Below are 12,795 nucleotides of genomic sequence, written 5' to 3'. Positions count from 1 at the left end.
CTCGTACTGGACGTACTTGGGCTTTCGGCCGGTGCGGCGAGAGTGCGTGCCGGGCGTCGCGACGGGGCGAACGTTGCCTGCCGCGGCACTAGCCGTTGATCGATTCCAAGGCTTGGTCGACGCCCACTGCATGTGTTCGCGCTTCCGGCGCGAGTCGATCACCTGGTGATGGGCCAGCCGATGACCTCTTCCAGTTGGAGATCGCGGAGAACGGCATTGTCGAGCTTGACGTCGGTGGCATTCGTTAGCCCGTGGGGTGGGGCACCGGTGAGGACCCGGCCGAGTCGGGCGCCGGTCAGATCCGCGGCGCGCAGGTCGGCGCCGGTCAGATCGCAGCCCGCCAGAGAGGCTCCCCGCAGGGAGGCACCGCTCAGATTCGCCCCGCGGAGATCGCACAGTTTGAAGTAGCAGCCGTCGAGGGTGGCTTGGCGGAGATCCGTCTCGCGAAACGTGCACCGCGTGAACCACAACTGCCGCAAGCGCACCGAAGCGAGATCGGCACCGTCAAAGGACTCCCGCTGGAGAGCGGCGTGCTGACGGCAGGATGCGAGGTTCTCCCTCGGTGTCACCAGCCGGCCCATGCTGGACATCGTGCCGGCTCTTGAACGGGTCTGTCGTTGTCGGACAACTGAAACGGGCTGCTCCGACCGGAGTCGCAGGGCCTCGTATGTGCGGGAAGGCCCCGTGAACGCGGCGAGGGAGTCCAACGTCGGTGTGTGACGATTTCGCGGCGGATCGGCAACTGGGGGTGTGAGTAAGTCGACGACACAACCACGACAGAAGCTGGTTCAGCCACGACATCCACCACGGCCTCCCGTGGGCGATGACCCCGACAGCGCCGAGGGCGGCACCGCCGACTCCGCCGCCGAGTTCGAGCGGCTCTACCGATCCCACGTGGACGCGGTAACCGCGTACTTCGCGCGACGCAGTGCCGATCCGCACACCGTGGCGGATCTGACTGCGGACACCTTTGTTCAGGTGATCACCTCGTTCGGCACCTTTGACCCGCGCAAGGGCACTGCGCGCTCCTGGGTCTTCGGCATCGCGCGGAGGATCTACGCGGCGCATTGCCAGGCGCACAGCAAGCAGCGGGAGAAGACCGTGCGCCTGGCCGGGCGCCGGGAACTGGACGGCGATCAGGTGGAGGAACTGCTCGACCGGATCGATGCGGAGCGCGCCGGACGGAGGGTGGTGACCGAGCTGACCGCGCTTCCCGCGCTGGACCGTTCGGTGGTGGAGCTGGTGGACATCGCGGGGCTTCGCCCGAAGGAGGCAGCCGCCGCGCTCGGCATGTCGCCGGGGGCGCTGCGGATGCGGCTGATGCGGGCGCGCGGCCGGTTGCGGAAGACGACGGAAAACGACCGACAGGACCAGGAGTGATGACAATGACGAAGTTCGCAGACCAGCTCTTCGCCGACCTGATGCAGGAGCACGGGCCGACGCTCCAGTACACCCAGCCGCCCGCGCCCGCGACGCGCCGGGGAAGCCGCCCGATGTGGCTCACCGCCGGCGCTCTGGCCACCGCGGGCGTGGCCGCCACCACGATGGTGACGCTGACCGGCAGCAGCCCGGCCTACGCGGTGACGCAGAACGCCGACGGCACGGTGACCGTCCGGGTCGGCTGGCCCTCCGGGATGGCCGGAGCCAACGCCAAGCTCCACAACCTGGGCCTACCGGTGGTCGCGGTGCCGGTGCGCTCGGGCTGCACGGGCATCGACGTACTGGCGAAGGCCGCAGCCGGCCACCAGGCGGCCAACGTCACGGCCGCCACCGGTGACGACGGCTCGGTCACCGTCGATGTGACGGGGGTCCCGACCGGGTACACCGCGCTCATCGCCTTCGGTGAGTCCGCCAGCGGGATCACCGGCTCGATGGTGCTGGTCAAGGGCAAGGCGCCCGACTGCGTCAGCCTCCCCACCGGCGGCGGCGCCGGCACTACGAACTCCGAGGCCGGTGACCCGGCCAAGGCCGGCACCGACAACAGCGCGAACTAGGCTGCCGCAGCCGCTCGGGATACGGGCCGTACTCGCCGATCGGCAGGTACGGCCCGATGAACTCCCACTCTTCGTCCGTTACTGATGATCTCGGCGTCATGTCACCTGGCGGTCGCCTAGACGTATTGACCCGTGAGGTCCCGCCCGATCGACTCGATCTGACGGGATTTCGTCAACCTTTCCGAACCTGCTCGTGAACCGCTCTTCGTCTTCGTTGCCATCCCCGAGAACCACCCGCCGCCACGCCCGCCAGCGCCCGGCCGGACCACGGACTCGGGTGACACTCCGTCACCATCTTCCGGCCGGACGCCGCCGAGGTGCGGCGCCGGCTGCCATCTGCTGGTCACACCAAGTGATCAGCAGTCGATGACGCCGTCAGCGTGACTTACGGTCGGGGCCGCAACCGAAGCGACCCTTGCGGCGCTCTGGGCCTGTGATCCGCAATTCGCAGGCGAGGAGACAGCAATGACCCCCTGGAACAACGAGAGCCTCAGTACGTGCGCCGTCGTCGACCCCTACGCAGCACACCCCGGTGACACTGCCTGGCCCACTCCCGTCCAGCACTGCGATGACCTCGACCACTTCCTGCCGCCGCCCAATCCCGCCTACCGCGTCGGTTACCTCCTCGCCCCCCACGATCAGCAACGCCTCGCCCTGCATGCGGCACTCACCGTCGCCGGCATTCCCCCGATGCCCGAGGACCGTGCCGTCATCGACCAGCTCAGCGCCCTGCCGGCAGACGTCAACAACACCCTCCAGCGCTGGCTGCACCACGCCCGATGAGCTCACCGGCCCACGGCGGGCACCAGCGCGCCGACCCCGTTCGCGGCACCTCAGGGTGCCTCGGCTCACACCTCATGTGGTGCCAACGGCGGAACATCCAGGGGCGGTTGACGGTTCATCTGTATGTGGCTGCGGAGGGGGCAGTGTACCCGGGCCTCACCTGCAGCCCATGGGGACGATCGTCCGGCTGAAGCCCCGGGGAGCCCTCCGCCGAGAGGCGACCGCCCTCCGCGGCCACCACCTCACGGCCCCGGCTGGTCTCCCCGTCCAGCCGGGGCCGCGCCGAGTTCGCACCCGGCCGCCACGGGGCGGGCTCGTGTGCCGCGGGTTCGAGCAAACAGCTGCCGGCGACGTCGCGCAGGGCCGCCGGTTCGGCATCGCCGGCAGGCGCGTACCAGGACAGGAACACGCCCGTGGACGCTGCGTCGGGGAGGCGGAGAGCCAGGTCGCCGACCACGTGGGCATGGCCGTCGCCGTCGCCGTGGACCGGGATCCCGACCCTGGTCCAGTCGGCGACGACTGCTGCGGCGAGCGGGTGCGAAGCGTGTCCGAACAAGCTGAACTCCACATCTGGGCAAGGGGAGTTCAGTGCGCGTTCAGTGCGTCACGCCGGGACTACCAGATCGCCTCGACCCACTCCGGGTGGTCGATGAACGGGTTGCGGTTGTGCTGGTAGGTGTCGTAGATCGCCTGGTTGCGCTTCTCCTCGAAGGCGCTCGGCGGGTCTTCCTCGTTCCATGCCTTCAGGACCGAGAGGCGGCCCATGTACGGGTTGCTGCCGTTGCCGACCGAGTCGTTGGGCTCCAGGTCGGCCCAGCCGTCGTCGCCCTCGTAGCGGACGGTCATGTAGAGGATCATGCGGGCCACGTCGCCCTTGTCGGCGTCGCGCGGCTCGAAGGAGTTGGAGTCGACGAGGCTGCCGCCGCCGTTGGTGACCGTGCTGCCGCCGTTGTCGAAGTCGAGGTTGCCGCGGATGCTGTTGACCTGGACGTCCGCCGGGCGCAGGTGGTGCAGGTCCGTGCCGGGGCCGATCGCCTCGCCGAAGTCGCCGTGGGACTTGGCCCAGGTGTGCTCGCGGTTCCAGTCGCCGACGTCACCGCCGTTGAGGGACTTGCTGCGCGAGACGCCGCTGTACAGCAGGATCACGTTGCTGCTGTTGTTCGGGTCCTGGTCGGTGACCTTCAGCGCGTTCCAGACCGCGGAGTACGAGATCTTCGTGACGTTGGCGCTGATGATCGTGTGCAGCGAGGATTTCAGACTCGTACCCGTCTTGCCGACCGCGTTCTTGTAGTACGTCGCGTCGTAGGCCGTCGTGGTCGCCGCGGCGGGGGTCGCGGTGAGCGCGGGCGCGGTGAGGCCGACCAGGACGGCAGAGGTGGCAAGCGCCACCGACTTCCATCGGCGTATGCGTGTCGCCAGCATGTGGGTGTCCGATCTACGCGGGTTGATTGGAGGCGGCAATCGGGAGAGTGACATGCACATGCGGTCATGGCAATGAATCTGACATGTCGATCAGATGTCGGGAACCGGCAAATTGCCCCTTGTCTACGCGAGTTGATGCACGGGGAAGGCGTCGAGAGCGCACGGAAACGGCCCCCGACATGAGAGTCGGGGGCCGTTGGCGCTGTACCGGTCAGCTCACGTCGGAGGCGTCCAGCCGGTAGACGGTGGAGGTGTCGGACGAGGCCGAGGTCGAGGACGAGGTGCCCGATTCGGAGGTCGACTCCGACGTCGACTCCGACGTCGACGTCGACTCCGACGTCGACTCCGACGTCGACTCCGACGTAGAAGTCGAGCTGTACTCGCTCTCCTTCACCGCCGTGCCGTTCTTCTGCACCCAGGTGGTGAGCTCCTGGTTCTGGCTGTCGCCGCCGCCCCTGCCCATGCCGCCGCCGAGCTGGATGTAGTGCAGCTCACCCTTCTTCACCAGCTCCATGAGCTTGGCGAGGGTCATCGCGTTGTCGGAGCCGGTGAAGCCGAACATCGAGATGACGGGCTTGCCGGTGCTGAGGATCATCTGGCCCGCGCTCTGCGAGTTGGACACCGCGATCAGCCACTTGGCGCCGTCCTGGTTCTTCTCCAGGTACGAGATGAGCCGGCTGTCGGCGCCGCCCATGCCTCCGCCGCCACCCATGCCCCCGCCGCCGGGCGCACCGCCGGCGCCACCGGTCTCGCCGCCCTGGGCGTCGCCGGGGAACTCCCCGTTGCCGCCGCCCTGTTGACCGCCCCGGCCGGTCTGGCCGGTCTGGCCGTCCTGGCCGCTTGGAGCGCCGCTCGGCGCGCCGCCGCCCTGCGGGAGTTCGCCGTTGCCGCCGCCCGGGTTCATCTGGCCGTTGCCGCCGCCGGGGAACTCGCCGTTCGCCTGGCCGCCCGCCTGCGTGCCGCCCGGCGTCCGGCCGCCGGGACCGCCGCCGTTGCCGCCGCCCCGGCCACCGCCGCCGGGACCGCCCATGCCGCCGCCGGTGGACGGGCCCGCGGTCGGGTTGGTGCCGCCCATCATGCCGCTGGAGGAGCCGAAGGCCGGCGAGGCGGCGTACGCGGTCGGACCCGCGAGGGCCGCCACGATCGCCGCGACGACGGACGCGCCGAGCAGCCGCAGCCGGGTGCCGGAGCTCGCGGACCGCAGGACGAACAGGCCTGCGATCGCCAGGACCATGAGCACTCCGATCGTCGGCCACAGCCAGGTGTTCCAGCCGGTGGCCCGGCGCAGCAGCACGATCGCCCAGACGCCGGTGACCACGAGCCCGGCGGGAAGCACCCAGGACCAGCGGACGTCGCCGCCGCGGAAGGCGCGCCACAGCATGACGCCGCCGCCACCGCACAGCGCCGCGATGCCCGGGGCGAGCGCGGTCGTGTAGTACGGGTGCATGGTGCCCTCGGCCATGGCGAAGGTCAGGTAGTGCAGGGCGAGCCAGCCGCCCCACAGCACCAGCGCGGCCCGCGTGACGTCGGTGCGCGCGGCGCGGCCGCACAGCACCAGGCCGGCGACGCACGCGATGCCCGCGAAGGGGATCAGCCAGGAGATCTGGCCGCCGAGGACGTCGTTGAACATCCGGCCGAGGCCGGCGGTCCCGGCGAAGGTGCCGCCGCCCCCGCCCCCGCCTCCGCCGCCCCCGCCTCCGCCGTTGCCCTCGCCGCCGAGGACCCGGCCGAGGCCGTTGTAGCCCATGATCAGGTTCCACGCGCTGCCGTCGGTCGAGCCGCCGATGTACGGCCGGTCGTCGGCGGGGACGAGGGAGACGGCCGCCGCCCACCAGAAGCTGGAGACGGCCAGTGCCACGGCCGCCAGCGTCAGGTTGACGACCTTCTTCTTCCAGCCCGGCTTCGACGCGTACACGTACACGGCGAAGACGGCGGGCAGGGCGATGTAGCCCTGGAGCATCTTGGTGTTGAAGGCGAGGCCGAAGCACACGGCCGAGCCGATGAGCGGCAGCAGCCGGTCGTCGCGGGTGGCGCGCAGCGCGAGGGCCGCGCCCGCGACCATCAGCAGCACGAGGACGGTGTCCGGGTTGTTGTCGCGGTTGATCGCGACCGTGATCGGCGTCAGCGCGAGCACCAGCGCGGCGATGGCCGCGGCCGCGTGCCCGAACACCCGCTTCACGCAGGAGTGCAGGATCCAGATCGTGCCCAGGGCCGCCGCGATCTCCGGCGCCATCATCTGCCAGGTGCCGAAACCGAAGATCCGGCAGGACAGGCCCATGATCATGAGCGCGAAGGGCGGTTTGTCGACGGTGATGAAGTTCCCGGCGTCGAGCGAGCCGAAGAACCACGCCTTCCAGCTCTGCGTGCCGCTGTAGATCGCGGCGCTGTAGAAGCTGTTGAGGCTGTTGCCCGACAGGTTCCAGCCGTAGAGCACGGCGGCCAGGGCCAGGATCGCGAGCAGCGCGGGGAGTGACCAGCGTGGTGCCTTGTCCGGTGGCGGCGCCTCGGCGGTCGCCGTCGGCGGGGCCCAGTCGGGGGACACGGTCGGGTGGGGGTGCGGATCGGTGGCAGATGTCACCCTGCGCATGCTGTAAGCCGGTTGTGGGTGGTCGCTGTGTCGAAGCTGGCCGCTGCCTGTGAAGAGGCCCTGGGGCCGGTAACGGGTTGCCCAGGCGTTCCCCAATATCCCCCGGGATCCCCGGCATCCCCGGCATCCCCGGGATCCCCGGCATCCCCGGCATCCCCGGGATCCCCGGCATCCCCGGCATCCCCGGGATCCCCGGCATCCCCGGCATCCCCGGGATCCCCGGCATCCCCGGGATCCCCGGCATCCCCGGGATCCCCGGCATCCCCGGTATCTCCGATATCCCTGGGCATTCGTACAACCATTCATACGAACTGGTGAGTCAACCGTGTATGACTCACCGGACTTTCAGATGCAGGAGGGGTCTGGTCGCCACCGCACTCGGCACCGGAGTTCTCATGACCGGCGTGGCCACCGCCGCACCCGCGACGGCCGCCACCCCCACCGTCAGCTGTACGTCGGCCAAGAGCGGGCTGGCGGCCAAGCTGAAGAAGGACATCACCGCGGCGCTCGCGAACCGCAAGGGCACGATCGCCGTCGGCGTCTACGACCGCAGCACCGACACCACCTGCACCCTGCGCGCCTCCACGGCCTACGACTCGGCCAGCGTCGTCAAGGTGACCGTCCTGTCCGCGCTGCTGTGGGACGCGCAGAAAACGCACCGGGCGCTGACCAGCCGCGAGAAGACCCTCGCGAAGGCCATGATCACCAAGTCGGACAACGCCTCCACCTCCACCCTGTGGAAGCAGCTCGGCCTGACGAAGATCAGGGGCTTCCTGACGGCCGCGAAGATGACGCAGACCAAGCCGGGCGCGAACGGCTACTGGGGCCTGACCCAGATCACCGTCACCGACGAGCAGAAGCTGATGAAGCTGCTCACCGCCAAGAACACGGTCCTCACCGACGCCTCGCGCGGCTACGTCAACACGCTGATGGGCCAGGTCGTCTCCGCACAGCGCTGGGGAACGCCGTACGGGCGGCCCTCGAACGTCTCCTGGCACGTCAAGAACGGCTGGCTGTCGCGTGCCACGCACGGCTGGCGGGTGCACAGCGTCGGCACCTTCAAGGGCGGCGGCCACGACTACATGATCAGCGTCCTCACGCACGGCAACAGCACGATGAACTACGGCATCACGACCATTCAGGGTGTCGCCAAGGTCGTCCACAAGGACCTGGCCGCGTCCTGAGCGATCTTTTACGCGCTGTCCCACCGCCCGTCACCGGTCCGTCCTACGGTGACGCCCATGCGCCTGCGAACCGTACTCGCCACCCTCACCGCCGGCCTGGCGGCGGCCACCGCTCTGACCGCCGCCGGGCCCGCGAACGCCCACACCGCCGCACGCAACGCCTGTTCGCCGTCCGTCTCCCTCGACCGTTTCTCCGACGTCCTCGACAAGACGACCTACGACGGCACCTTCGTCGGCAACTTCTCCGCGCTCGCCCTCGACCGGGGCGGTTCTCTCGCGGCCCTGTCCGACCGCTCCTCCCTCTTCGACCTGAACGCCACCACCCTCGCCCCGAAGAAGGTCGTGCCGCTCGCCGACGAGAACGGCGCCGCCCTCGACTCCGAGGGTCTGGTCATAGACCGGGACGGCACCCGGCTCATCACCTCCGAGACCGAGCCGTCCATCCGCCGCTACAGCGCCGACGGCCGGATCCTCGACCGCCTGCCGGTCCCGTCCTCGCTCCTGGTCGCCCCCGCCGGCCGGGCCACCGCCAACCAGACCTTCGAGGGCCTCACCCTCCTCCCCGGCGGCCGCACCCTCCTCGCGTCGATGGAGTACGCGATCTCCGGGGACAGCACGGGCATCGTCCGCTTCCAGACCTGGCAGCGGACCAAGGGCGATCACTTCAGGCTCGGCGCCCAGTACGCCTACCGCACCGACGCCGGCCTCGGCGTCCCCGAGGTGCAGGCCACCCCCGACGGCCGCCTCCTGGTCCTGGAGCGCGGCTTCACCGCCGGCGTCGGCAACACGGTCCGTCTCTACCTGGCCGATCCGCGGCGCGCCACGAACACGACCGGCATCGAGAACCTGACCGGCCAAGGCGACGTCCGCCTGATCAGGAAGACGCCGCTGACCGACATCGTGACCTGCCCGTCACTGGGAGCCACGGCCAAGCAGCCCCAGCCGAACCCCCTCCTGGACAACATCGAGGGCATGGTGATCACCGGCCGGGAGCGCGGCCGCCTCAAGGTCCTCCTGGTCAGCGACGACAACCAGGGCGCGACGCAGACGACCCGCTTCTACTACCTGCGGGTACGCGTCTGACGCGCACCGCCCCGGTTGTTGCGGAGGGATGAAATCCGCTTCCTTCGACGTTGGTGCCTTCCGGAAGATTCAGGTCTGAAGGAGGGTCCCGGCGTGGCAGTGCAACAGGGGGAGAAACCACGAGGATGGGCGCGCAGGCTGGCCCAGTACGCCTGGCGCCACCCGACGGACGTCGTCCTCGCGCTCGGTTCCTCCCTGGTCGGCATGGCCGTCATGGCGCTGGTCCCGCTGGTCACCAAGGTGATCATCGACGACGTCATCGGCGGCCACACCCGTGACATGGCCCCCTGGGCGGGAGCCCTGATCGGCGCCGCCGTGCTCGTCTACGTCGCCACCTACATCCGCCGCTACTACGGCGGCCGGCTCGCCCTCGACGTCCAGCACGACCTGCGGACCGAGATGTTCGAGACGATCACCCGGCTCGACGGCCGCCGCCAGGACGAGCTGTCCACCGGCCAGGTCGTCGGCCGCGCCACCAGCGACCTCCAGCTCATCCAGGGTCTGCTCTTCATGCTCCCGATGACGATCGGGAACCTCCTCCTCTTCCTGATCTCCCTCGTGATCATGGCGTGGCTGTCGCTCCCGCTCACCCTGGTCGCCCTCGCCGTCGCGCCCGCACTCGCCTACATCGCCAAGCGCAGCCGTACCAAGCTCCACCCCGCCACCTGGTACGCGCAGGCCCAGGCGGCGGCGGTCGCGGGCGTGGTCGACGGCGCCGTCAGCGGCGTACGCGTGGTGAAGGGCTTCGGGCAGGAGGACCAGGAGACCGGGAAGCTGGCCGAGGTCGGCCGCCGCCTGTTCGCCGGCCGGCTGCGCACGATCCGCCTGAACTCGCGATACACCCCCGCCCTCCAGGCCGTTCCCGCCCTCGGCCAGGTCGCCATGCTGGCGCTCGGCGGCTGGCTGGCCGTGCGCGGGCACATCACCCTCGGCACGTTCGTCGCCTTCTCCACCTACCTCGCCCAGCTCGTCGGCCCGGTCCGGATGCTCGCCGTGGTGCTCACGGTGGGCCAGCAGGCCCGCGCGGGCACCGAACGCGTCCTGGAGCTGATCGACACCGAGCCGTCGATGCGGGACGGCGCCAAGGAACTCCCGGCCGACGCCCCCGCCGCCGTCGAGTTCGACGACGTCGCGTTCGGCTACGACCCCGACCACCCGGTGCTCGACGGGCTGACCTTCGAGATCCGCCCCGGCGAGACCCTCGCGGTCGTCGGCTCCTCCGGCTCCGGCAAGTCGACGGTCTCCCTCCTCCTCCCCCGCTTCTACGACGTCACCCGGGGCGCGGTGCTGATCGGCGGCCATGACGTCCGCGAGCTCACCCTCGACTCGCTGCGCGCCGCGATCGGGCTGGTCCCCGAGGACTCCTTCCTGTTCTCCGACACGGTCCGCGCCAACATCGCCTACGGCCGTCCCGACGCGACCCAGGAGCAGATCGAGACGGCCGCCCGCGCCGCCCAGGCCGACCGCTTCATCGCCGAGCTGCCCAAGGGCTACGACACGACGGTCGGCGAACACGGCCTCACCCTCTCCGGCGGCCAGCGCCAGCGCGTCGCGCTCGCCCGCGCGATCCTCACCGACCCGCGGCTGCTGGTCCTCGACGACGCCACCTCCGCCGTGGACGCGGCCGTCGAGCACGAGATCCACGAGGCACTGAAGCAGGTGATGCGGGGCCGCACGACGCTGCTGATCGCCCACCGCCGCTCCACCCTCAACCTCGCCGACCGCATCGCGGTCCTCGACGCCGGCCGGCTCGCCGACCTCGGCACCCACGAGGAGCTCCAGGAACGCTCCCCGCTCTACCGCAGGCTGCTCACCGACCCCGACGAGCTCGGCGGCGTATCGCCCGGCCGCGCCCAGCCGGTGGCGCCGGGCGAGGACACCTCCGTCCGGGACGAGCTGGACGCCGAGTTCGACGCCGAGCGCGGGGTGACCCCCCGGCTGTGGACCGGCGACCGGCGGCCGAAGGACACCGCCCTCGCCGACTCGCCGGCCACCCCCGAACTCCTCGCCCAGGTGGAGGCGCTGCCCCCGGCCGTCGACACACCCGAGGTCGACGAGGGGCAGGCGGTCCGGCCCGAGGAGTCCTACGGCCTGCGCCGGCTGCTGCGCGGCTTCGGCGCACCCCTGCTCGTCAGCCTCGGCCTGGTCGCCGTCGACGCCGGGATGAGCCTGCTGCTGCCGGTGATGATCCGGCACGGCATCGACCAGGGCGTGACGCGGACGGCGCTGGGCGCCGTATGGGCCGCCTCGCTGCTCGCGCTGCTCGGCGTGCTGGTGCAGTGGATCGCGCAGTCCGGCGAGATCCGGATGACCGGCCGCACCGGCGAACGCGTCCTCTACACCCTCCGCCTGAAGATCTTCGCCCAGCTCCAGCGGCTCGGACTCGACTACTACGAGCGGGAGTTGACCGGCCGGATCATGACCAGGATGACGACCGACGTCGACGCGCTGTCGACCTTCCTCCAGACCGGCCTGGTCACGGCCTTCGTCTCGGTCGTCACGTTCTTCGGCATCATGGTCGCCCTGCTGGTCATCGACGTGGAGCTCGCGCTCGTCGTCTTCGCGACGCTGCCGCCCCTGATCATCGCCACGTACTTCTTCCGCCGGGCGAGCGTGAAGGCCTACGAGCTCGCCCGCGAGCGCGTGTCCACGGTCAACGCCGACCTCCAGGAGTCGGTGTCCGGGCTGCGGATCGTGCAGGCCTTCCGGCGCGAGCGGGACGGCGGCGCGCGGTTCGCGGAGCGCAGCGACAGCTACCGCAGGGCGCGCATCCGGGGCCAGTGGCTCATCTCGATCTACTTCCCGTTCGTGCAGCTGCTGTCTTCGGTGGCCGCGGCGGCGGTCCTGATCGCGGGCGCGGGCCGGGTCGACGCGGCGACCCTGACGACCGGCGCCCTGGTCGCGTACCTGCTGTACATCGACCTGTTCTTCGCCCCCGTCCAGCAGCTCTCCCAGGTCTTCGACGGCTACCAGCAGGCGACGGTGTCCCTGGGCCGCATCCAGGAACTGCTCCAGGAGCCGACGTCCACGAAGACGGCCGACGAACCTCTCGAAGTGCTCTCCCTGCGCGGCGAGATCGCCTTCGAGGACGTGCACTTCGCGTACGGGTCCACCGACGAACCCGAAGAGGCCCTGACCGGGATCGAGTTGAGCGTCCCGGCGGGCCAGACCGTCGCGTTCGTCGGCGAGACCGGCGCCGGCAAGTCGACCCTGGTGAAGCTGGTGGCGCGCTTCTACGACCCGACGGGCGGCCGGGTCACGGTGGACGGCACGGACCTCAGGTCCCTCGACCTCACCTCGTACCGCCACCGGCTGGGCGTCGTCCCGCAGGAGGCGTATCTCTTCCCCGGCACCGTCCGCGACGCCATCGCCTACGGCCGTCCGGCCGCGACCGACGCCGAGGTCGAGGCGGCGGCGCGGGCGGTCGGCGCGCACGAGATGATCGCGACGCTCGACGGCGGCTACCTCCACGAGGTCGCCGAGCGCGGCCGCAACCTCTCCGCGGGCCAGCGTCAGCTGATCGCACTGGCCCGCGCCGAACTCGTCGACCCGGACGTCCTGCTCCTCGACGAGGCGACAGCCGCCCTGGACCTGGCGACGGAAGCCCTGGTCAACCAGGCGACAGACCGTCTGGCAGGCCGCCGCACCACCCTGGTGGTAGCCCACCGCCTGACCACGGCAGCCCGCGCGGACCGGGTCGTGGTGATGGACCACGGCAGGGTGGTGGAGGACGGTACGCACG

The 12,795-nt window shown here is 70.5% G+C and carries 10 protein-coding genes; 6 read left to right on the top strand and 4 right to left on the bottom strand.

Going from position 1 to position 12,795, the window contains the following annotated elements:
- Positions 1-158: 158 nt before the first annotated feature.
- The gene (locus tag AB0J04_RS40590) at positions 159-581 is read right to left on the bottom strand and encodes a pentapeptide repeat-containing protein (protein WP_363173695.1); all 423 of its coding nucleotides are present in this window, start codon (positions 579-581) and stop codon (positions 159-161) included.
- Positions 582-816: 235 nt separating this feature from the next.
- Here AB0J04_RS40590 and AB0J04_RS40585 point away from each other — a divergent pair, with 235 nt between their 5' ends.
- From AB0J04_RS40585 to AB0J04_RS40575, 3 genes are all read left to right on the top strand, one after another.
- Positions 817-1,380 (top strand): sigma-70 family RNA polymerase sigma factor, encoded by a 564-nt coding sequence (locus AB0J04_RS40585; protein ID WP_363173694.1) that lies wholly within the window; start codon positions 817-819, stop codon positions 1,378-1,380.
- A gap of 5 nt (positions 1,381-1,385) precedes the next feature.
- A complete protein-coding gene (locus tag AB0J04_RS40580; protein WP_363173693.1) occupies positions 1,386-1,994 on the top strand; it encodes a hypothetical protein in 609 nt (202 codons plus the stop codon).
- Positions 1,995-2,459: 465 nt separating this feature from the next.
- Positions 2,460-2,777 carry a hypothetical protein gene (locus AB0J04_RS40575; protein ID WP_363173692.1) on the top strand — a complete coding sequence of 106 codons (318 nt, stop codon included), beginning with the start codon at positions 2,460-2,462 and terminating at the stop codon, positions 2,775-2,777.
- A gap of 115 nt (positions 2,778-2,892) precedes the next feature.
- Here the strand turns inward: AB0J04_RS40575 and AB0J04_RS40570 are convergent, their stop codons facing one another.
- The 3 genes from AB0J04_RS40570 to AB0J04_RS40560 form a co-directional block, all read right to left on the bottom strand.
- On the bottom strand, positions 2,893-3,333 hold the full coding sequence (locus AB0J04_RS40570; RefSeq protein ID WP_363173691.1) for a hypothetical protein: 441 nt from the start codon (positions 3,331-3,333) through the stop codon (positions 2,893-2,895).
- A gap of 59 nt (positions 3,334-3,392) precedes the next feature.
- Positions 3,393-4,199: an endonuclease gene (locus AB0J04_RS40565; RefSeq protein WP_363173690.1), complete on the bottom strand. Its 807-nt coding sequence runs from the start codon at positions 4,197-4,199 to the stop codon at positions 3,393-3,395.
- Between the two features lie 211 nt (positions 4,200-4,410).
- Positions 4,411-6,777 carry a glycosyltransferase family 39 protein gene (locus tag AB0J04_RS40560; RefSeq protein ID WP_363173689.1) on the bottom strand — a complete coding sequence of 789 codons (2,367 nt, stop codon included), beginning with the start codon at positions 6,775-6,777 and terminating at the stop codon, positions 4,411-4,413.
- Positions 6,778-7,115: 338 nt separating this feature from the next.
- Between AB0J04_RS40560 and AB0J04_RS40555 the strand changes: the two genes are divergently transcribed.
- The 3 genes from AB0J04_RS40555 to AB0J04_RS40545 all read left to right on the top strand — a co-directional run.
- The gene (locus AB0J04_RS40555) at positions 7,116-7,970 is read left to right on the top strand and encodes a serine hydrolase (RefSeq protein WP_363173688.1); all 855 of its coding nucleotides are present in this window, start codon (positions 7,116-7,118) and stop codon (positions 7,968-7,970) included.
- Between the two features lie 57 nt (positions 7,971-8,027).
- Positions 8,028-9,053 (top strand): esterase-like activity of phytase family protein, encoded by a 1,026-nt coding sequence (locus AB0J04_RS40550; protein WP_363173686.1) that lies wholly within the window; start codon positions 8,028-8,030, stop codon positions 9,051-9,053.
- A 93-nt stretch (positions 9,054-9,146) separates the two neighbouring features.
- A partial coding sequence (locus AB0J04_RS40545; RefSeq protein WP_363173685.1) for an ABC transporter ATP-binding protein occupies positions 9,147-12,795 on the top strand: 3,649 nt, incomplete at its 3' end.

This window comes from Streptomyces sp. NPDC050263 (assembly GCF_040655955.1).
Lineage (GTDB): Bacteria > Actinomycetota > Actinomycetes > Streptomycetales > Streptomycetaceae > Streptomyces.
Note: the sequence above shows the minus strand (reverse complement) of the source record. Positions and strands in the feature narration are given on the sequence as shown.

Bases quoted from the DNA above. Each gene is read 5' to 3' on its own strand.
- AB0J04_RS40590 (WP_363173695.1), bottom strand. From the start codon at position 581: ATGGGCCGGCTGGTGACACCGAGGGAGAACCTCGCATCCTGCCGTCAG.
- AB0J04_RS40580 (WP_363173693.1), top strand. From the start codon at position 1,386: ATGACGAAGTTCGCAGACCAGCTCTTCGCCGACCTGATGCAGGAGCAC.
- AB0J04_RS40575 (WP_363173692.1), top strand. From the start codon at position 2,460: ATGACCCCCTGGAACAACGAGAGCCTCAGTACGTGCGCCGTCGTCGAC.
- AB0J04_RS40565 (WP_363173690.1), bottom strand. From the start codon at position 4,199: ATGCTGGCGACACGCATACGCCGATGGAAGTCGGTGGCGCTTGCCACC.
- AB0J04_RS40555 (WP_363173688.1), top strand. From the start codon at position 7,116: ATGACTCACCGGACTTTCAGATGCAGGAGGGGTCTGGTCGCCACCGCA.
- AB0J04_RS40550 (WP_363173686.1), top strand. From the start codon at position 8,028: ATGCGCCTGCGAACCGTACTCGCCACCCTCACCGCCGGCCTGGCGGCG.